General features: G+C 54.4%; 18 protein-coding genes. 8 read left to right on the plus strand and 10 right to left on the minus strand.

Annotation, left to right across the window (positions count from 1 at the left end):
* The first annotated feature begins 56 nt into the window (after window positions 1-56).
* Genes DY252_RS11410 through DY252_RS11420 form a run of 3 tightly spaced genes read left to right on the plus strand, consistent with a single transcriptional unit; the run spans window position 57 to window position 2,735 of the window.
* Window positions 57-1,055, plus strand: coding sequence for an ABC transporter permease (locus DY252_RS11410; RefSeq protein ID WP_063089838.1), 999 nt, complete (start codon window positions 57-59; stop codon window positions 1,053-1,055).
* Window positions 1,052-2,221: an ABC transporter permease gene (locus DY252_RS11415; protein WP_063089835.1), complete on the plus strand. Its 1,170-nt coding sequence runs from the start codon at window positions 1,052-1,054 to the stop codon at window positions 2,219-2,221. Before DY252_RS11410 ends, DY252_RS11415 begins: the two co-directional genes overlap by 4 nt.
* A 7-nt stretch (window positions 2,222-2,228) precedes the next feature.
* Window positions 2,229-2,735, plus strand: a complete 507-nt coding sequence (locus DY252_RS11420) for a GNAT family N-acetyltransferase (RefSeq protein WP_064789614.1) — start codon at window positions 2,229-2,231, stop codon at window positions 2,733-2,735.
* Window positions 2,736-2,741: 6 nt separating this feature from the next.
* On the opposite strand, the gene DY252_RS11425 is transcribed toward DY252_RS11420, so the two are convergent.
* From DY252_RS11425 to dusA, 4 genes are read right to left on the minus strand one after another with little or no spacing between them, the layout of a single operon-like run.
* Window positions 2,742-3,599 (minus strand): class I SAM-dependent methyltransferase, encoded by an 858-nt coding sequence (locus DY252_RS11425; protein WP_064789615.1) that lies wholly within the window; start codon window positions 3,597-3,599, stop codon window positions 2,742-2,744.
* 58 nt (window positions 3,600-3,657) lie between these two features.
* The gene (locus DY252_RS11430) at window positions 3,658-4,872 is read right to left on the minus strand and encodes a 3-phenylpropionate MFS transporter (protein ID WP_064789616.1); all 1,215 of its coding nucleotides are present in this window, start codon (window positions 4,870-4,872) and stop codon (window positions 3,658-3,660) included.
* Entirely contained in the window at window positions 4,869-6,917 is a 2,049-nt protein-coding gene (gene mnmC, locus DY252_RS11435) for a bifunctional tRNA (5-methylaminomethyl-2-thiouridine)(34)-methyltransferase MnmC2/FAD-dependent 5-carboxymethylaminomethyl-2-thiouridine(34) oxidoreductase MnmC1 (RefSeq protein ID WP_064789617.1), read from the minus strand. Before mnmC ends, DY252_RS11430 begins: the two co-directional genes overlap by 4 nt.
* Window positions 6,914-7,909, minus strand: coding sequence for a tRNA dihydrouridine(20/20a) synthase DusA (gene dusA / locus DY252_RS11440; RefSeq protein ID WP_064789696.1), 996 nt, complete (start codon window positions 7,907-7,909; stop codon window positions 6,914-6,916). Before dusA ends, mnmC begins: the two co-directional genes overlap by 4 nt.
* A gap of 143 nt (window positions 7,910-8,052) precedes the next feature.
* Between dusA and DY252_RS11445 the strand changes: the two genes are divergently transcribed.
* Both DY252_RS11445 and DY252_RS11450 read left to right on the plus strand, forming a co-directional pair.
* Window positions 8,053-8,406: an ArsC/Spx/MgsR family protein gene (locus DY252_RS11445; protein WP_064789618.1), complete on the plus strand. Its 354-nt coding sequence runs from the start codon at window positions 8,053-8,055 to the stop codon at window positions 8,404-8,406.
* A gap of 10 nt (window positions 8,407-8,416) precedes the next feature.
* Entirely contained in the window at window positions 8,417-9,091 is a 675-nt protein-coding gene (locus DY252_RS11450) for an HAD family hydrolase (protein ID WP_064789619.1), read from the plus strand.
* An 80-nt stretch (window positions 9,092-9,171) separates the two neighbouring features.
* On the opposite strand, the gene ggt is transcribed toward DY252_RS11450, so the two are convergent.
* Both ggt and DY252_RS11460 read right to left on the minus strand, forming a co-directional pair.
* A complete protein-coding gene (gene ggt, locus DY252_RS11455) occupies window positions 9,172-10,977 on the minus strand; it encodes a gamma-glutamyltransferase (RefSeq protein WP_064789620.1) in 1,806 nt (601 codons plus the stop codon).
* Window positions 10,978-11,096: 119 nt separating this feature from the next.
* Window positions 11,097-11,933: an alpha/beta hydrolase gene (locus DY252_RS11460; RefSeq protein ID WP_064789621.1), complete on the minus strand. Its 837-nt coding sequence runs from the start codon at window positions 11,931-11,933 to the stop codon at window positions 11,097-11,099.
* A gap of 245 nt (window positions 11,934-12,178) precedes the next feature.
* Here DY252_RS11460 and DY252_RS11465 point away from each other — a divergent pair, with 245 nt between their 5' ends.
* Both DY252_RS11465 and DY252_RS11470 read left to right on the plus strand, forming a co-directional pair.
* A complete protein-coding gene (locus DY252_RS11465) occupies window positions 12,179-12,859 on the plus strand; it encodes a Crp/Fnr family transcriptional regulator (RefSeq protein ID WP_008890792.1) in 681 nt (226 codons plus the stop codon).
* A gap of 238 nt (window positions 12,860-13,097) precedes the next feature.
* A complete protein-coding gene (locus DY252_RS11470) occupies window positions 13,098-13,472 on the plus strand; it encodes a DUF423 domain-containing protein (RefSeq protein ID WP_064789622.1) in 375 nt (124 codons plus the stop codon).
* A gap of 114 nt (window positions 13,473-13,586) precedes the next feature.
* Here the strand turns inward: DY252_RS11470 and rpmG are convergent, their stop codons facing one another.
* The 3 genes from rpmG to DY252_RS11485 form a co-directional block, all read right to left on the minus strand.
* On the minus strand, window positions 13,587-13,754 hold the full coding sequence (rpmG, locus tag DY252_RS11475) for a 50S ribosomal protein L33 (protein ID WP_008890790.1): 168 nt from the start codon (window positions 13,752-13,754) through the stop codon (window positions 13,587-13,589).
* 93 nt (window positions 13,755-13,847) lie between these two features.
* Window positions 13,848-15,353, minus strand: a complete 1,506-nt coding sequence (locus DY252_RS11480) for a S41 family peptidase (protein WP_064789623.1) — start codon at window positions 15,351-15,353, stop codon at window positions 13,848-13,850.
* A 197-nt stretch (window positions 15,354-15,550) separates the two neighbouring features.
* Entirely contained in the window at window positions 15,551-15,955 is a 405-nt protein-coding gene (locus tag DY252_RS11485; protein WP_064780928.1) for a DUF983 domain-containing protein, read from the minus strand.
* Between the two features lie 188 nt (window positions 15,956-16,143).
* On the opposite strand from DY252_RS11485, the gene DY252_RS11490 reads away from it, so the two are divergent.
* Window positions 16,144-16,926 carry an Hpt domain-containing protein gene (locus DY252_RS11490; protein WP_064789624.1) on the plus strand — a complete coding sequence of 261 codons (783 nt, stop codon included), beginning with the start codon at window positions 16,144-16,146 and terminating at the stop codon, window positions 16,924-16,926.
* Between the two features lie 80 nt (window positions 16,927-17,006).
* Here DY252_RS11490 and rnr read toward each other — a convergent pair whose 3' ends face one another.
* Complete coding sequence (gene rnr, locus DY252_RS11495) at window positions 17,007-19,439, minus strand: ribonuclease R (protein WP_082923539.1); 2,433 nt, start codon at window positions 19,437-19,439, stop codon at window positions 17,007-17,009.
* Window positions 19,440-19,462 lie beyond the last annotated feature (23 nt).

A 19,462-nucleotide genomic window follows, 5' to 3' on the forward strand; every position in this document is an offset into this window, starting at 1 on the left:
TTGTTTTACGTCGTTGAGGGAATGGCGTAATACATCCTCGGGGAGCAACAGCGCCGATGCTGACTTATCTGGCAAGACGGCTTTTCGTGATGATACCCACGCTGTTTATGATCAGCGTGCTGGTGTTTGTCATCATTCAGCTGCCACCCGGCGACTTTCTGACCACGTATCTCAACGAGCTTCAAGCCCAGGGCGAGGCCGTCGACCCGGCAAAGATCGAGTTTCTCAAACGCCAGTACGGCCTTGATCAGCCAATCTATATTCAATACGCCGAATGGGCCTGGGGGCTGCTGCAAGGCGATCTCGGTTTCTCGTTTGAGTATAACCTGCCTGTGAGTGATGTGGTTGGTGATCGGCTTTGGCTGTCGCTGGTGCTGAATTTCAGCACGGTGATCTTCATTTATATCGTCAGCTTCCCCATCGGGATCTATTCCGCAACTCGGCAATATAGCTGGGGCGACTACGGGTTCACTTTACTTGGCTTCCTTGGGCTTGCCATGCCGAACTTCCTGTTTGCTCTGATCCTGCTTTATTACGCAAACGTCGTTTTCGGAACATCGATCGGTGGTCTGATGGACCCTGAATACATCAATCAAGGCTGGTCCTTGGCCAAGATGATGTCGGTCGTTGAACATCTTTGGGCACCGGTCGTGGTGATCGGGACATCCGGGACAGCCGCCATGATCCGCCGTCTGCGCGCCAACCTGCTTGATGAACTGGGCAAGCAATATGTGGTTACAGCCCACGCGAAGGGCCTGTCACCGACCAAGGTACTGTTCAAATATCCTTTGCGCATGGCACTTAACCCGTTCATCGCCGATATCGGTAACATCCTGCCACAGGTGGTGTCGGGCTCGGTTCTGGTGTCGGTGGTGATGTCATTGCCGACAACGGGGCCGATGTTGCTTACGGCACTGCAAAGTCAGGACATGTATCTGGCTGGTTCCTTCCTGATGTTCTTGGCCCTTTTGACGGTTGTCGGCATGTTTGTTTCCGATGTTCTGCTTGCCTGGCTTGACCCGCGCATTCGCCTGCAGGGAGGGGTCGGGAATTGAGCAAGGAAACCGAAAAGCGCAACGAACATTTTGTTGATTCAGCACCGTTTGATCCCTGGGATCGCGAGGAACTGACGCCTGAGCAGGAAAAGTATTTCCTTGCCTCGCAATGGCAATTGATGTGGTGGCGTTTGAAACGGCACCGGCTGGCGTATTTTTCACTGATTGTTCTGGCGATCATGTACGCGTCGGTCTTTATCGTCGAGTTCATAGCACCCTATGCGCAGGAAACCCGCAATTCGGAATATATCCATCACCCGCCGCAGGGTATTCACCTGTTCCATGACGGCGAATTTGTCGGGCCTTTTACCTATGGCACAGATTTCTCCGTCAATATGGAAACGCTCAAACCGACTTACACGGTCAATCCGGACCGGATAGAGCCATTGCGCTTCTTCTGTTCGGGGGATGAGTATGAATTCTGGGGCATGATCGATATGGACTTCCATTTCGTCTGCCCGTCTGAAGACGGTACGCTGTTCATGTTTGGCACCGACAGGCTTGGTCGGGACATGTTGTCACGAATGATCTATGGCGCGCGGGTTTCGCTGACCATTGGTCTGGTGGGTATTTCCGTCAGTTTCCTTCTTGGTATCCTGATTGGCGGTGCGGCTGGGTATTACGGTGGCTGGGTTGATTCAACAGCCCAGCGCGCGATTGAAGTCATCCGTTCCTTGCCGGAAATTCCGCTTTGGATGGCACTTTCGGCGGCATTGCCCGTGACCTGGAGCCCGATCTTAATTTATTTCGGGATCACGATTATCCTTGGTCTGATTGACTGGACGGGGCTTGCACGCGCGGTTCGATCGAAACTGCTGGCGCTTCGTGAAGAGGACTATGCACTGGCGGCAAGGCTGATGGGGGCAAAGCCCAAACGGATTATTGCACGTCACTTGCTGCCGAACTTTGCCAGCCACCTGATCGCCTCCGTGACGCTGTCGATCCCGAACATGATCCTTGGTGAAACCGCACTTAGCTTCCTTGGGCTGGGACTGCGCGCGCCAGTGACCAGTTGGGGCGTGTTGCTCAATGAAGCGCAAAACATCAATGCGGTCGCGGTTTATCCCTGGCTGATGTTGCCGGTTGTCCCGGTTGTTGTCGTGGTGCTCGCCTTTAACTTCCTTGGCGATGGTCTACGGGATGCAGCTGATCCCTACAAGAACTGAGCGGATTATGTCGTCTAAGGTCCCTAGGATTGAGACCGAACGCCTGATCTTGCGCAGGATGTCGTTTGACGACTGGCCGGATTACGTATCCATGCTTGCGTCAAAGCGCTCAGCACACATGGGCGGCCCATATGATGCTGAGGGTGCTTGGGCGATGTTTTGTCGCGATGCTGCACAATGGGATTTTTTCAGCGTTGGTGCGCTGATGATCGATGAGAAATCGACCGGTCACTGCGTTGGTCAAGTGGGCATCAATTTTGGGCCGCCGTTCCCTGAATATGAACTAGGTTGGCTTGTGTATCCAGATGCAGAAGGCAAGGGATATGCGTTTGAGGCAGCAACGGCCTTGAGTGATTGGGCGTTTAACGCGCGCGGCTTGCCAACGCTTGTAAGCTACATCGCACCAGAAAATGATCGATCACTTGTCCTGGCAAACCGTCTTGGCGCAGTTCTGGATCAGAATGCCGCCCGTCCTGATCCAGATGACCTTGTTTTCAGACACCCCAAAGGCTGAGTCCGCCTACTTCTTTCGCAGCCACAGACTTGTTTCATGTGCCCCATCAGGCAGGTGAATGCCATTGGCAATCGATTGATCGACCTCTTCACGCATGCGGGTGGTGGCATAGGCGCTTGACCACATGATTTCAAATCCACTGCCTGCCAGAAGCGCTGCGACACCTTGTTGTTCGTTATATCCGCGCCATTGCCAGATTTCCGGATAGTCATCGGGCAGGGTGATGTCGTGGACATGGATGATCGCCCCGCTCGGCAGGGTTGGGATGACCGATGAAAACAGCATGTCAACATCGGTGCCGGGCATCAGGATGTGACTTGAATCGATCGACAGGAAATCCGCACCGGTCAGGGTTGTGAAAACCGATGGATCGGCCTTTTGCACGATGGTGCGTTCGACGGTGATCGGAAGCTTTGCGATATCAGCGCGTGGCGCCGGATCAATCGCATGAAATGCCGTATCGAGTTCGCCGTCCTTGATCGCCCGGTAATAAAACCGTGTTGAATGACCCGAACCGATTTCAATGATCCGGTCCGGGCGAAATTCACGGGTAAAGACATAGGCCATCATGCCATCAAGGCGCGGAAACCAGCTTTGTTGCCAGCGCGGCTCCGGCGGGGTGGCATTGCCGAAACTCGCAAACGCCTCCTGATACTTTGCGGCCTTGGTCAGCCACGCCTTCATGGTGGGGGCGGCCGTGTCCATCATGGTTTCGATTGCCGGGTATGTTGGGCGCCCCACGGCCTTTGCCGTCTCGCTGGCATAGCGGTAAGGGATGAAATAGCCGGCAGGCTCAGCGCCAATCAGTGTTTTCAAACCAAGTTTCAAGCGGCGCATTCTTAGAGAGAACGGCATCGAGGTCATATCAAAGGCCCCTTTGAGTTCAAAATTATTGTGTTTCTATCGGTGCCGGTAAGTTTAATCAGTTGCAAAAGGTCTGATCCTCTCCGCGCCAGGTTTGCGTAAGCACAATCGCAAACACCACAGAAATCGCCGAAAATAACGCCATCAGGTAATAGACCTGCGATCCGAACTGCTCATACAGCGGGCCGGAAATCCAGATGCTGCTGCCAAGGAAGACGCCCATGGACAGTGTTGCCATCAGGCTTTGTGCCGAGGTGGCAAGTTGTTGGGGTATGGCACGGGCGATAAAACTGACGGCGGCCAAATGTGTGATCCCGAATGTCATCGCATGAAGGGGTTGAACCAAGATAATCAACCATAGATTGTCGGTTGTACCCAGTACAATCCAGCGTAAAATTCCCGATCCCGCACCAATCGCAAACAAGATACCCGGATGGCGTCCACGGACAAACCGCCCGGCGACGGCAAACAGAACTATCTCGGCAATCACACCAATTGACCAGAAAACGCCAATCATTTCATGCGAGTAACCGGCTGATTCCCAATGGACTGACGCAAAGGCGTAGTAAGTGCCATGAGCACCCTGGGCAAACCCGATGCAGGCGAGATAGATCAGAAAAACCGGTTTGCGCAGCAGATAGATCAGCGATGAACCGGATCTGAGCGGGCGGTCAGTTTGCGGGTCGGGCATACGGGTCGTAATGGCAAAATTCACGATCCCGGCAACGAACAGCATCCAGACGATCCATTCCGTCGATGTTCCATCCAGAACCCAGCCCGCACCATAAGAGGCCAGAATAAAGGCAAGCGACCCCCATAGTCGAACGCGCCCATAATCAAGCTCGCGCGCCTTGCATTCATGGACCGTGATGGTCGTTCCAAGCGGCAGTAACGGTGAGAACGTAAAGCCGATAACGACTGAAAGGCCCGCAAGCCACCAAAAATCACTTGAAAGCGGGAAGGCCAGAATGGAAATCACATATATGCCAGCAAGCCACAGCATTGGCGTCTTGCGGTTCCCGGTGCGATCAGCACGTTGGGCAATCAACGGATCGGCAAAGACGCGCACCCAGTTCGGCAGCGAAAGCAGGATGCCAATTTCGGCCGCCGATAACCCCTGGGACTTCAACCAGACCGGCCAATAAGGCAGAAAAACACCCTGAATCAGGAATAGTCCCGAAAAGAACAAGGCCAGTGTTGCTGCCGTTTTCATCCGGTCGGGATCGGTGGCCGGTGACGGTTTCAATGATGGTGTGGCGTTTGGCGTGTTCATGCGGTGAGTTGCCGACGTTTGAGGCCGCGAATGATAAAACGCGCCGGATGAATGGCATCCATCAGCACTTTTTCCAGAGGCAGGGGCATATCGCAAATCTCACTGGCAAGAATCTCGGCGGCAAGCGGGGCGCCAATCAGTCCGCGGGCCCCGAAACCGGTACAGATATACACGTCTTTGTGGTAGGGCGCATCGATATATCGCGCGCCTTTTTTGCCCTTGTCGATGTCGCCATATGACGCAAGATAGGCGTCAAAATCCGGCGCAGGACCGATCAGGGGCAGGTGATCCGCGGTTGTCGTGCGCAAGGATGCACGGCCTTGAAGCATGTCAGGCGAGATCTTCGCCGCAACATCGGGCAGGACTTTGCCAAGCTGGGAAATGTTAAATGCGTGGTCATCTTCGCGCAGGTTCGTCTGCGCATCGTCACGCCCGAAGGTAGCCCCAAATACATGCAGGCCATCGCGCGCTGGTGTGATGTAGCCCTTGTGGCTCAGAACGCATTTGATGACGGAACCATTGCCAAGGTTTGCCACGATTTCTTCTGGCAGAAAACTGATCTGACCACGAACAGGGTTCAGGTGATCTCTAAGCCAGCTTGTCTGAGACAGCATTTGCGTTTCAAGCGCGCCAGCGATGATAACGGCATCAAACGGCCCATAGGAATCCCCGTTTTCATTGGTCAGGACTTTGCCTTGTTCAGCATCGCCAATGGCCGTGATGGTTGTTGAAAACCGAATATCTATGCCATCAGAAAAGGCCCGCACCACCGACGGCGGATTAACCCAGCCGGCGGATGGATAAAAAACACCGCCATAGGGCAAGGGCAGGCCAAATCGTTCTGAGGCCTGATCACGGTCAAGCGCCTCGACAAGGTCGGGTTTGTCGCCAAGACGCGCGATCAGGCCATCAAGCCGTTCACGTTTGCGGACACTGGTGGCTAGATCAATCACGCCGCAGAAATCAGCCTCGACCAATCCATGATCGGCGAGTTTTTTGATCTTGCGATGGCTGAAGCGGTAACCAGCCTCATAAAACCGGCCCATGATGGCATCATCAACGGTCAGATAGGGCTCCAACATGCCAATCGGATTGCCCGATGCCGCGCTGGCCAGTTGATCGGCCTTTTCAAAAAGGGTTACGGCAACGCCACGTGCGTTTAAGGCATCCGCGCAGGCCGAACCGGCAAGTCCCCCACCGATAACGGCGACAGATTTGGTTTCCTTGGGACGGGGCAGGTTAAACCAAGGATCATCGGCGATTTCAAACAGGTCCGGCGTATCGTCGTTGTCACCAATCGATGCCGGAAGCGTTGCCGTGATCATGTCGCGTTTATAGGCAAACCCTTTGCGCTTGCTGATTGCAAATCCGGCACTTTCCAGGCCGTCACGAGCAATGCGTGCGGCAGTAAAAGTCGCAAGGCTTGCAACACGCCGGTTGGACGCGCCAGCAAGTGCAGCAAACAGGTCCGGATGCCACATATCGGGATTGCGCGAGGGCGCAAAGCCATCAAGAAACCAGCAATCAATATTCCCGTCATAGCCATACCAGCATTCAATCGCATCGCCGATCAAAAGTGTCAGACTGACATTGCCATCGGCAAGGGAAAAACGGTGCACACCGGGCAACATGGTTTCATGCGGCCAGATTTCGGCAAGCTGTTTGGAATATTGCGATAGTTCCGGCCAGCTCTGGTGTGCGCGGATCATGTCATCGCGCGACAGCGGGTATTTTTCAACGGAAACGAAATGCAGGCGTCTGGATCGTTTGGGATCAGTGCCCCAGCATTGCCAAGCGGCCAAAAAGTTCAGTCCAGTGCCAAAGCCGGTTTCGCCAATGACAAAGTTTTCGCGGTCCTGCCAGGCAGATGGAAGGTTGTTGCCCTCAAGAAACACATAGCGCGTTTCAGCAAGCCCATCCTTGGGATTGAAATAGATATCACCAAAATGCGGAGAGAACGGCACATTGCCATCCTGCCAGGTTATTTCACCAGCAGGTCTTGGTTCATCACCCTCTGCTGGCCTGGTGACATCGTTTGCTGTCATGCAGACAGGACCTCGTCATCCTGTTCGGGGACAAGGGCCAGGGCTTCGCGTACGACTTCCGTACCTGCACCTTTGCGATGGGCATTTTCGCTCAGATAACGGCGCCATTGTTTTGCACCGCGCATTTGCTGGAACAGGCCCAGCATATGGCGGGTGACATGGCCAATGGTGCCATGTTCTTCTTTCAGGTGTTCTTCGATATAGGGCAGCATGGCCTCAACCACCTGATGGCGGCTCAGGGGCTTGGCGTCATCGCCATAAAAACGCCGGTCGACATCGGCCAGAACATAAGGGTTCTGATAGGCTTCACGCCCGATCATGACACCATCGACATGTTTCAGATGCGCGTCGGTTTCATCAAGCGTCTTGATGCCACCGTTGATCAGAATTTCAAGTTCCGGGAATTCCTGTTTAAGCTGATAGACCAACTCGTACTTTAACGGCGGAACTTCTCGGTTTTCCTTGGGCGAAAGGCCTTTGAGCCACGCCTTGCGCGCGTGAACGATGAAAGTCTTGCAGCCAGCCTCGGCAACCGTTTCGGTAAAGCGTTTCAGCGACGGGTAGTCTTCCTGATCGTCAATGCCGATGCGGTTTTTGACTGTGACCGGGGCGTTGCTGGCCGAAATCATCGATTTCACGCACTTCGCAACGACATCTGGCGTCGCCATCAGACAGGCGCCAAAGGCGCCGTTCTGCACGCGGTCAGACGGGCAACCGCAATTCAGATTGATTTCATCATAGGCATAGTCATTGGCGATTTCGCAGGCGCGCGCCAGATCAGACGGGTCGCTGCCGCCAAGCTGAAGCGCAACCGGGTGTTCGGCGTCGTTATAGCGGAGATGACGTTCCACGCCGCCGTGAAGAATGGCGCCCGTGGTGACCATTTCGGTATAAAGCAACGTATGACGACTGATCTGCCGCAGAAAATAGCGATCATGCCGATCCGTCCAATCCATCATCGGGGCGACGGAAATACGCCGATTAACAGTCATTTGCTTACCGTTTTTGTCAAAGCCGGGTGAAGAGGGTTGCTGTATTCCAAGCGCGGTCTTTATATAGGTTCCGGGATTTAGGGTCAAAACCGATTGCGCGATGCATGGCAGCATCCCGAAGATATTAAAGTACAGGATTTGATATGGTTACGATTTACGGCATCAAGAACTGCGACACTGTCCGCAAAACCCTTAAATGGTTTGAGGCCAAGGGCATTGAAAACAAGCTCCATGATTTCCGGGCTGATGGTATTGACGCCAAGACCATTGAAGCCTGGCTTGATGAAGTCAGGGGTAAGGTTTTGATCAATAAGCGCGGGCCGAGTTATCGCAACCTCGGTGACGACGACAAAGCGACATTGGAGCAGGGCGGTGCCGCTGCGGCCGCGGTGCTTGCCGCCAATCCGACCGTGATCAAACGTCCGGTTGTTGATTTCGGATCGACCCGGACGGTCGCCTATGATGAGGAACGCTGGTCTGAGCTGGCCGGTTTGTAAGGGGGCGGAAATGGCAAAGCCGGTCGTTCGGGGTGTGATCTTTGATTGTGATGGTGTTTTGGTTGATACCGAAACACTGGCGTGTCGCGTGTTGACAGAGCAGCTTTGCGATTATGGCTGCGACATGGATATGGCGAAGACCCATGATCTTTTCATTGGTGGCACATTGGCGATGGTGCCGCCAAAAATGGAACAGATGTTTGGCATCACACTGCCAGAAGACTGGCTGTCTGAATGTTACGAACGCACGTTTACGGCCTTTCGCTACGATCTGACGCCGTTCGCACATCTTGATCCGGTGCTTGATCTGCTGGAAGAAAACAACATTCCCATTGCGATTGGCAGCAACGGTCCACATGCCAAGATGGATGTGTCGCTCGCCAAGGTAGGCTTGAAGGAACGCTTTGAAGGCAGGGTTTGCTCGGCACATGATGTCGAAAACCCTAAACCGCATCCGGATGTCTTTTTGCTGGCCGCACAGAAAATCGGTGTCGATATCAAGGACTGCATTGTTGTGGATGACAGCCAGAACGGCGTGCGTGCAGGTGTTGCGTCCGGTGCGACAACCATCGGTCTTGTCGATATTACGCCGGCCAACTACCTTCTTGATGCCGGTGCGCACCATATTGCGACCGACCATCGCGACCTTTATCGCCTGTTGGCCGATTGGATGTCTGCAGCCTAGCTGGCGTTCATAGCATCCATCAAAAAAGAACGGGCAGCGCCGTGTTGGGCTGCCCGTTCTTTTCTTTACGCAGGATGTCTTTATTCACCAACCACAATGCCTTCGCGGCGGGAATCAGCCCCGCCAATCAGGCCGTCTTCGGTGATCATAATGGCATGAATGCCGGAATTAAGGTCGCGGATATCGGTCTTAAAGCCCATGCCTTCCAGTGCCGAGGCCAAGTTTTCGGCATCGGTTCCAGCCTCAAGGTCAAAGGTGCCGAACCGGTTGACCAGATGGGGCATGTCGATGGCGTCCTTGGGCGACATGTTCCAATCAATCATCCCGATAAGCGACTGTGCCACATACCCAATGATGCGCGATCCACCCGGTGAACCAGTGACAATTACCGGTTTGTCGTCCTTCATCACGATGGTGGGCGCCATGGATGAACGCGGGCGTTTGCCGGGTGCCAAGGCGTTGGCAATCGGGACGCCATCGGAATGGGTCTTGAACGAGAAATCGGTCAGTTCGTTATTGAGCATAAAGCCGTTCACCATCAGGCGTGAACCAAAGCCGTTTTCAATGGTGGTCGTCATCGAAACCGCATTGCCATAGATATCAACGATCGAGAAATGGCTGGTGCTTGGCAGTTCAATCGCTTCGTCGTCGGCCAATTTCATGGCGTGGCTAAAGCTCGGCATGCCGGGTTCGACGGTTTCAAGCGCGGTGTCCCTATCAAGCAGTTTGGATCGTTCCGCCAAATAGGTTTTATCAAGCAATCCTGTCAATGGCATCGGGACAAAATCAATATCGGCCATGTAGCGCCCGCGATCTGCAAATGCCAAACGCGATGCATCGCCGATCAAACGCCAGCTTTGTGCAGAACTGGGGCCCATCGCGGCGATATCATATGGCTCAAGCAGTCCAAGGATCTGCCCAACCGTCAGCGCCCCCGAAGAAGGCGGTCCCATGCCGCACACATCATGATCGCGATACTCGATACAGACGGCCGGGCGTTCCTTGACGTGATACGTGGCGAAATCGGCAAGTGACAGGACACCGGGGTTCCAACTGGCACCCTTAACCTTGTCGACAATGTCCTGGGCGATCTGACCCTGATAGAAATTCACGGTTCCGTTGACCGCCAGATCTTGCAGGGTCTTGGCATATTTCGGATTGCGAAGGAGCGTACCAGCAGCAAGTGGCGCACCATCCTTGTCAAAGAAATAACCCTCGGCCTCGGGATCGCGTGAGAGTTTTTCCTGATCATCAGCGATCAAGGCAGCAAGACGCGGAGAAACTTCAAAGCCCGTCGTGGCGATATCAATTGCCGGATCGAACAGGCTATTCCAAGGAAGTTGCCCCCACTTTTCGTGTGCCGTCTTCATCAGGGCAGGGGTGCCGGGCGTGCCAACCGATCTGCCGCCGACAACCGCATCATAAAACTTAAGCGGTTCACCGTTTTCATCCTGGAATAGCGTCGGCGTTGCGTTCAGTGGGGCGGTTTCGCGGCCATCAAGCGTGGTCAGCTTTCCACTAGCTGCATCGAAATAAACCAAAAATGCGCCGCCCCCAAGCCCGGATGATTGTGGCTCGACAAGGCCAAGCATGGTCTGAATGGTGACCATCGCATCGATGGCGTTGCCACCAGATCGCAAGATATTAGCACCTGCCTCAACTGCCAGCGGGTTGGCAGCACTGATCATCCAGTTGCTGGCAGTGGCGGCCTTGCGCATTTCGGACGAGGAACCGGCCGTGCTTGCCTCAGGCGCAACGGCGTCTGTTGTTTGTTGGGCAACAGCACCTTGGCCAACGAAGGCGCATAAGCCCGCAGCGATAAGGGTTGCCAGAAGCCTTGGGCGTGGTTTGACTGTTTCGAAAGATACAGGAGCGTTAAGGGGCATGTTCCAGACCTTTTATTTTGTTTGGCGGGGTATTTTGTTTGTCGGGGCGCTCAAAAGCAAACACCCGCATCGTGGCAGATGCGGGTGCAAATGTGCAGTAAAAATCCAGTGTAGGTTGCCTAGGCCGCTGTCTTGTTACCTTTGCTGCGCTGTTGGCTAACGAGCTTGACCTGTAGCCATTCCAGTATGGTTTCGGCGACCTTTTCCCAGTTTTGATCGAGCATCATCGCGTGGTGGATGTCGTCAATCAGGGCATAATCCGCGCCATAGCGCTTGGCTGTGTGGTGGATCAGCTCGCTCTGGATGATTTCATCGTCGCGTGCGCCCATGACCAGCATGGCTGGCGCTTCATCCTTCGTCAGGAAGATCGGATTGGCGCCCATCATGTCCGTAATCGCCCGTTGGCTTTCTGTTTCGAGCCGCCCGAAATAGATCATGCCTTCATCTTCGGCGATATCAGGCGACAGCATCGCACGCCCCAGACGTTCACGAAGCAGGGTATGGGGGCCAATGGCCTGAAGCCAGAACATATGGAAAAACAGATCGGGCTGGGCCATTGCCATCATCGCATTGCTGGCAATGAGGCCTTCTGGCGGGACTGAGGCCATCAGGACGGCGGCCTCGGCACTGTGGCGTTCGAGATATTTCTGAATGACATAGCCGCCCATCGAATGACCAATCAGCACCGGCTTCTTGCCAAGGGTCTCGACAACCTCTTCAAGGTCTTCGACGTAATCGTCAATGGATGCAAGGCTGCGCAGTTCACGACCGCCACTTCCGCCATGGCCGCGCAAGGAAAACGCCACGGTCTCAAAGCCGCGATCTGCAAACCAGGTCAGGAAATGTTCGTTCCAGCACCACGCTCCGGTATAGGCGCCATGTACAAACACCAATGGATGTTTACTTTTGGGTTTGCCTGTCGGGCTGCGACGGAAAATCTCCAATTCGGGACTCATGGCCTGCCTCCTCGCGATGCGGGATCGATGCAAATATATGCCTTGATTAAAAAGAACTCGATTATGTTCGCACATGCAGCATAATCTTGTCCAATCACATGTGGGAGTCCGACTTTGGTTTGGCAATGATTGTCAGTCTGAAGTTGTTTGCTTATGATTGCGTCCGGGACAGTAAAAGATGTGAGGGAACGCAGGGGGTCTGTGCTCCGGACACTAACAACACCGTAGTGAGAAGCTTGGGGGATATGGTTAAATTATCAGTGGTCGGCATTTTCGCGGATCTCGATGAGAGCGCGATTGCAGACGTCGAACGCCACGTCAACCGAAAGACGTTTGCGGCCGGGACGCAAATTATCGAACCGGAATCAGATAGTTCGGACGTTTACCTGATTTTGTCCGGGCGGGTACGGATCGTTAATTACTCGCTTTCGGGGCGTGAAATCACCCTTGAGGAAATCGGGGCGGGCGGCTGTGTCGGCCAACTTTCTGCCATTGATGGGCAGCCGCGTTCGGCCTGTGTGATTGCGGTTGACGATACCAGTGTCGGTATTTTAAGCCCGGCCAACTTTGAAAAGGTCGTCAAAAATCACCCGTCAGTCGCCTGGAACGTAATCAGCGAACTGGCCAGAATTGTGAGGAACTCCACCCGAAGAATTGTTGATGTCAGCACACTTGGCGCCAACGAACGCGTCGTGGCGGAAATTTTGCGCCGTGCCAACAATGTTTGTGACGATAACGGCTCGGCACTTTTGTCACCCGTTCCGGTTCATTCCGAGGTCGCCGGGCGCGTCAGCACATCGCGTGAAACCGTTGCACGCGTCATGAGCACACTTGGCCGTCGCCAACTGGTGACAAAGGTTGAGACCGGTCTTTTCGTTCCGGATGTGCGCCGACTTGAAGAATTCCTAAGTGAGTCAATTCATTAGGTCGTATTTGTATGATTTTTTTTGTCTTCATGTGACGACTGTCACAGAGAAGAGGATGATCGACAGGTAAAGGTATTGGTGTGGCGGACATTTAAATGTTCCGGCACATCTCCCCCAAGAGAGTTACTGGCCGTACACTTGTTGTACGGCCATTTTTTTTGCGTTTTCGCATGGCGAACGGATTTGTTGATGTCTAATCTGTTCGAAACAACACCACTTCTTTTTAAGGGAACCTCTGATGCGTATTTCTGTGGTTATGGCCGGACTGAATGGTGCGATGGCGGTTGCGTTGGGGGCGTTTGCCGCCCATGGCATGGCTGGAAGCGAAATGGATTATGCACGCGGCCTGGTCGAGAAGGGCGCGCATTATCAGCTCGTGCATGCTGTTGCCCTGGCCGCAATTGCCGGTCTGGTTCATCATGTGCCCGATGAGAAGTTCCTGCGCATTGCCGCCTATGCAATGCTTGTCGGGATCATTTTCTTCTGCGGGTCTTTGTACGCCATTGCCTTTGGCGGCATTTCTGCGTTTGGTGCAGTGGCCCCGATTGGCGGTTTTGCCTTTATTGGTGGCTGGTTGCTGCTTGCTGCGGCGGGATACAGACGCTTTGGGTGATATTGTAGGACGTGTTGGCATTTAACCTGAAACAGGCAAGTACAAACAAAAAAAGACGTGTCCCGAAGGACACGTCTTTTTTAAATCTTTGCAATCAGATTCCGAAGAACCAGATTACTTCATTTTCGCTTCTTTGAACACGACGTGCTTACGCACGACCGGGTCGTACTTGCGAAACTGGAATTTCTCGGTGGTATTCCGCGGGTTCTTCTTAACAACATAGAAGTAACCGGTGTCTGCGGTGCTTACCAACTTTACGAGGATCGAAGCGGGCTTCGCCATGTCTCTGCATCCTGTGTTCAGGTGTATCTCAGGCGGCGGAACATAAAGGTTATCGGCAGAGTGTCAAGCCATTTTGGAAAAAAGAATGCAATTTTATTGGCTGGCAAAAGTATCGGCGATTTCCTCTTGTCCGACATAGGCCAGATTCTTGTATTCACGGTTATTTTTCAGCAGCTCAAGTGCAACTTCGACATCAAATGTTTCGCCATTTGTACTGGCCGGACAAACGCTGCGCAGCTCACGGCGGCTCTTTTCGTCCTGATAGTCCAGCTTACGCCATTTCATCATCACCGAGGCGGTCTCATCACGCTGTGACAGGGCGTTTGCCACCTTGTGAATAGCGGTGCTACCTGTGCCCGATTTCGTGCAGATGGCCGGGAAAAGACCGATTCTGTCAAAGGTGTATCCAGAAGGGGCTGTCATGCGCGACCAGGTAAAAGTCAATGTGCCATGGTTGGGCAGATCATTGATTGCCTGAACGGACCCCTTGCCAAAGCTTGTGGACCCGATCAGCACGGCACGATGGCGATCCTGAAGGGCTGCTGCGACCAGTTCCGCAGACGAGGCTGTACGCCCGTCAATCAGGACAACCAGCGGCGCGCCATTGGTCAAATCGCCGGTTTCTGCCTTGAATATGTGACGTGCGGCTGTGACACGGGAAAATGTCTTTCCGATCGGACCATCGGCCAGAAACAGGTCAGCCACGGCAACGCCTTGTTGCAGGAGTCCGCCACGGTTTCCACGAAGGTCGAGAATAACACCGTGAAGGCCACCATCATAAAGTTTCGCCTTCATGATGCTGTCGGCAAGCGTTGACGCGGTTGCCGAGTTGAAGCTGCTGACACGCGCAATCAGGATATTGTCACGGACATCATCGAATACTGTCCGGTCAATCACCCGTTCACGCAGTATCTCCATCGGGGTGATGGCGTTGCTTTTGGCTGCATTCACCTCAAGCAGGACAGATGTTCCTTCTTCGCCATGCAGCAGGTCTGCAGCATAGCGACTGGCTTTGCCATACATGTCCTCGCCATTGACCGTCAGGATCTGATCGCCGGGATGCAGTCCGGCACGCGCAGCCGGGCTTTCCGCATGAACAAGTTTGACAACAGGGTAACCACTTCCGCCAACGACACGAACGCCGATGCCAATGTAGCCGTCACGACGGTTGCGCGCGTTTTCTGCACGTACCGGCCCCTCATAGCGGCTGTAACGGTCCAGATTGCGGATTGCGCCACTGATCAGGGCAGACTCGACGTCTTTGGTGTCCGTGCTGCGCAGTTTGGCCGAATGTGCCCGGTATCTTGCCAATCCGGTGAGCGTGATTTCGGACCAGATCTGAAGATTTTCGTGATCCGCCATGACGTCGGATGACGCCGGCAGGGCAATTTTGCCGACCGTTCGGTCATCATATTGCAAGACCAGATCAGTCGGGGTGATGTCGACGCGAATGTTTTCGTCAATCGATGAGAGCCCATCAAGGGTGCTCACCAGGATCTGCTCACGGCTGATCGGATCGATATAGCGGGTTGCGACAAGTTCGATTGTTTGAGAAATCAGTTCGCGCGTTTGTGGGTCATCAGGGGAGGTCACAGCCATCCTGTCGGAACTGGCACAGGCAGCCTGCAATACACATAACCCGACTGCAACACAGATGCGCCGCAAACGTCGCACTCCTGCGTCGGGATTGTCATATGTATTCTGTGCTACGCGAAGTGCGACCAATTAAACAATCCGGTTAATTCAGGCGAGATAACCTACACATTCTACTGGAAAAATTGGCATTCTGCCAACGACTATCCTTTGATGCGCATGGCCCATTGAGTGCCAAGAACAGCCCCTTTGATAAAGGGCAAAAAGCCAAGGCATAATGCGACTGTGGCCGGAAGCCAGATCGAAAGTTGCAACGCCATGGACGGGCTGAAATTCTGCTCCATCGCCAAGGCACCCGGAACCACGATGTGTCCGACCAGAAAGATCGTGAAGTAGGGTGGGGCATCATCACAACGATATTCACCGATCGGGTGATTGCAAACATCACACTCGGAACGAAGCTTCAGATAGCCGCCAAAAGCAAAACCGTGCCCGCAATTCGGGCATTTGCGGCGAAATCCGCGACGCAAACCGGTCATCAGTCGACCGCTGCTTTGGTTGCTGGTGGTGGCATTTGTTTCGGGAGAAATATCGTGTGGGGCATTCATGTATAAAATTAACTCCTGTCATATCTCAGCGCCCTCTTGATCCGTGTGGCGAAAACAGGCATTGAGACTGTACGCCATCATCATGATGTTCGGTTGCGCAAGCAAGTAAAATCGGCCATGCCTATTCACCTCAGGGGCGTATATAGGGTCACATTTGCTTGATCGAACAGTTGCCAAGGGAGTGCCCAGTGGGAAGTGCAGACGCAGTCATTGCCGGTCTGAAACAGGACTTCATTGAGGACACGATCGAACGCATTGATCGTATTGAAACCACGATTGATCGTGTCGCCGGCGGAATGGACGAAGCCGGACCGGGAATTGCCGAACTGCGGCGCGAAGCGCACACTGTCAAAGGACTTGCCGGATCATTCGGCTTCCCGCTGGTGGGCGCGATTGCGCATCGGCTTGAAGATTATATTGCCGAACTGAGCGAAATTGATGATCTCGAAGCTGCATCGCTGGTGGATTTCACCAGCTGGATCCGCGAAATCATCGAAAGTGGCACCAACCCCCAGGCCGAAGAAGAAACCCGTATTCTGCGTTCCCTGCCGACCCGCAGTGCCAAGGCCGATGAGCAGGGTGATGCATCCGAAGTTGCGGTTGCGCAGGATAAGGAAGTCCTTCTGGTCACCGCGACCGCTGTTCAGGGGCATTTTTTGCAGCGTGCACTGCGTGAAAAGGGTTTTCGCACCATCACGGCCCGTTCGGCTGTCGAGGCGTTCGAAACGGTGGTTCAATCGCGCCCGGATGCCGTCATTACCGCGGCTGTGCTTGATGGGCTTAGTGGGATCGAACTGATCCGTGCCTTGGCAGCGATGAAAACCCTGTCAGACAAAAAGCTTGGTCTGTTGACGAGTTTCGATGCGTCGCATCCCGATCTTGAAGGCCTGCCTGAAAACGTTGCGATCATCAGCAACAAGGGCAAGCAAACCGCTGAACATCTGGCGAAATTCATCGAAACCATGCTCTGAGCCTTTGGTGGAGCGTTGGTATCGAAAAGAAAAAGGCGGCCATATCGGCCGCCTTTGGTTGTTTGTGTTGGCAGTTCGGTCTAATCCGACTTCGGGCCCTGTTTGGGGGCGTTGCGCGCCGCCCGGTTGGATGCCACCAGCTTGCGCTGCTTTTTCGGTGTGGTCTTTTTCTTTGCCGCTGCTTTCTTGCCTTTGGACTTGGTCGCAGACGATCCAGCCGGGCCATTTGCGTCCCGCGGCCCGGATCGGAAACCGGGCTTGCTGCCATGGCGATGGCTGCGGTCGCCGGGGCTGCCACGCCGTTTGCCCGCACCACGACGTCCACGTGGCCGTTCAACCAGGTCGCGGGCGGTAATGTCGGCGTGTTCTGCCAGTCGCAATGCCAATGATCCGGTGGCCGCATCGGCATCGGCGATCCTGACGACAACCGTATCACCCAGCTGGAACTTCTTGCCGCGATTTTGCCCGACAAGTGCGTGGCTCGCCGCGTCATGGAAGTAATAGTCGTCGGGCAGGGTGGATATCGGAACCAGCCCGTCTGCACCTGTTTCGTTCAATGAAACAAACAGACCAAAGTGGGTGACGCCAGAAATCTTGCCGGGGAACTCCGCCCCGACCTTGTCGGACATATAGGCAGCGACATAACGGTCAACCGCATCGCGTTCGGCCATGGCCGCCCGTCGTTCGGTGCCCGAGATGTCCTCGCCAATCTGTTCGAACCGTTCGCCTTCTTCCGGCGTCAAACCGCCTTCACCAAGTTTAAGGCCAGCGATCAATGCACGATGGACCAGAAGGTCGGCATAGCGCCGGATCGGGGAGGTGAAGTGCGCATACCGTTTCAGTGCAAGGCCGAAGTGCCCGATATTGTCGGGGCTGTACATGGCCTGTGACTGGCTGCGCAGCACGACCGTGTTGATCAGCTCAGACTCTGGCGTGTCCTTGGCCAGTTCAAGAATGCGGTTGAAATCACGCGGTTTCAGGACCGATGCCTTGTTCAGCTTATAGCCAGCGCCTTCAAGGAATTCGTGCAACGCTTCAAGCTTCTCCTCACTCGGTGCATCGTGGATACGATACATGCAGGGCTGCTTGATACGTTCAAGTTCCTCAGCAGCACAGACATTGGCTGCGATCATGAATTCTTCGATCAGCTTGTGACTGTCAAACCGTGCACGCGGTGCAATGGCGACGATCTGTCCGCTGTCATTCAGCTCGATCTTGCGTTCGGGCACATCAAGCTCGAGCACGCCACGTTTCTTGCGTGCTTCCAAAAACGCGTTGAAAGCGCCATACAGCGGTTTGATGATGGTATCAATCAGCGGACCGGTGGTGTCGTCTGGCTGGCCGTCCATGGCGCGCTGAACCTGATCATAGGTCAGGCGGGCGGCGGACTTCATCATCCCGCGGCAGAACTTGTGACGCAGTTTGTGGCCGTGTTTATCCAGCCACATTTCAACCGCCATGCAGCCGCGATCTTCATGCGGGACAAGCGAACACCAGCCGTTCGAAAGCTCAAACGGCAACATCGGCACCACACGGTCCGGGAAATAGCAGCTATTGCCGCGTTTGACCGCTTCGCGATCAAGGGCATCACCCGGGCGCACATACCAGGACACATCAGCAATCGCGACCATGATGTGCCAGCCGCCTTCATTGGCGGGATCGGGGTCGGCTTCGGCCCAGACAGCATCGTCAAAGTCACGCGCATCGGCGCCATCAATGGTGACCAGCGGGATGTCGCGCAGATCAGTGCGTTTACCCAGTGGTGTGGCCTTGGACTCGCGCGCCTGAAGTTCGACTTCCGGCGGGAATTCAAACGGAATGCCGCGCGCATGGATCGATACAAGGCTGATGGATTTGGGTTCATTGATGTTGCCAAGAACCTCGGTAATCCGACCCTTGCGCAGCCCAAAATGTTTGCCCGGCAAAATTTCGGTCAGAACCAGTGCGCCGCTTTCAAGATCAGGATGGTCGTCAAGCGGGACCGCGATCTCGCCGCTATCCTTGCGATCTGTGGGCACAACGCGGCCTTCGCGTTCATTGGGGCGATAAAGTCCCAAGACGCGCTGTGGCCCGCTCCCAAGGACCCGCATGATGCTGGCTTCGTAGGTATGCTTGCCGGTGTAGCGCAGCTTGGCGAGAATCTTGTCACCAATGCCTGGCGCACTTGGGCCGCCACGACGAATTGATTTCACAACAATCAGCGGCGGTTCGTATTCGTGTTTCCAGACATTCGGTTTGGCCAGAACTTCACCGTCGTCATCAACGCCGGTGATTTCCAGAACTTCAACCGGGGGCAGGCGATCGGGTTTGTCAAAACGCCGACGGCCCTTGACGACATCGCCGCCAATTTTAAGGTCTTTCAGGATCTTTTTGAGTTCGATCTTGGCTGCGCCCTTAATGTTAAAGGCGCGCGCAATTTCGCGCTTCCCAACCGGTGTCGGGCTCATATCGATGAATTCGATAATCTCTTCCTTGGTGGGGAAGTGTTTTTTGTCTTCTGTATCGTTCGCCAACGTTGCGGCGTCCTTTCATAGGT

Origin of the sequence: Thalassospira indica, assembly GCF_003403095.1 — a bacterium.
In the GTDB taxonomy this organism is placed as follows: Bacteria; Pseudomonadota; Alphaproteobacteria; order Rhodospirillales; family Thalassospiraceae; genus Thalassospira; species Thalassospira indica.

What these genes read in the sequence shown, in the direction of transcription:
- DY252_RS11410 (WP_063089838.1), top strand. Translation starts at nt 57, where the DNA reads ATGCTGACTTATCTGGCAAGACGGCTTTTCGTGATGATACCCACGCTG.
- DY252_RS11420 (WP_064789614.1), top strand. Translation starts at nt 2,229, where the DNA reads ATGTCGTCTAAGGTCCCTAGGATTGAGACCGAACGCCTGATCTTGCGC.
- DY252_RS11425 (WP_064789615.1), bottom strand. Translation starts at nt 3,599, where the DNA reads ATGACCTCGATGCCGTTCTCTCTAAGAATGCGCCGCTTGAAACTTGGT.
- DY252_RS11430 (WP_064789616.1), bottom strand. Translation starts at nt 4,872, where the DNA reads ATGAACACGCCAAACGCCACACCATCATTGAAACCGTCACCGGCCACC.
- mnmC (WP_064789617.1), bottom strand. Translation starts at nt 6,917, where the DNA reads ATGACAGCAAACGATGTCACCAGGCCAGCAGAGGGTGATGAACCAAGA.
- dusA (WP_064789696.1), bottom strand. Translation starts at nt 7,909, where the DNA reads ATGACTGTTAATCGGCGTATTTCCGTCGCCCCGATGATGGATTGGACG.
- DY252_RS11445 (WP_064789618.1), top strand. Translation starts at nt 8,053, where the DNA reads ATGGTTACGATTTACGGCATCAAGAACTGCGACACTGTCCGCAAAACC.
- DY252_RS11450 (WP_064789619.1), top strand. Translation starts at nt 8,417, where the DNA reads ATGGCAAAGCCGGTCGTTCGGGGTGTGATCTTTGATTGTGATGGTGTT.
- ggt (WP_064789620.1), bottom strand. Translation starts at nt 10,977, where the DNA reads ATGCCCCTTAACGCTCCTGTATCTTTCGAAACAGTCAAACCACGCCCA.
- DY252_RS11460 (WP_064789621.1), bottom strand. Translation starts at nt 11,933, where the DNA reads ATGAGTCCCGAATTGGAGATTTTCCGTCGCAGCCCGACAGGCAAACCC.
- DY252_RS11465 (WP_008890792.1), top strand. Translation starts at nt 12,179, where the DNA reads ATGGTTAAATTATCAGTGGTCGGCATTTTCGCGGATCTCGATGAGAGC.
- DY252_RS11470 (WP_064789622.1), top strand. Translation starts at nt 13,098, where the DNA reads ATGCGTATTTCTGTGGTTATGGCCGGACTGAATGGTGCGATGGCGGTT.
- rpmG (WP_008890790.1), bottom strand. Translation starts at nt 13,754, where the DNA reads ATGGCGAAGCCCGCTTCGATCCTCGTAAAGTTGGTAAGCACCGCAGAC.
- DY252_RS11480 (WP_064789623.1), bottom strand. Translation starts at nt 15,353, where the DNA reads ATGGCTGTGACCTCCCCTGATGACCCACAAACGCGCGAACTGATTTCT.
- DY252_RS11485 (WP_064780928.1), bottom strand. Translation starts at nt 15,955, where the DNA reads ATGAATGCCCCACACGATATTTCTCCCGAAACAAATGCCACCACCAGC.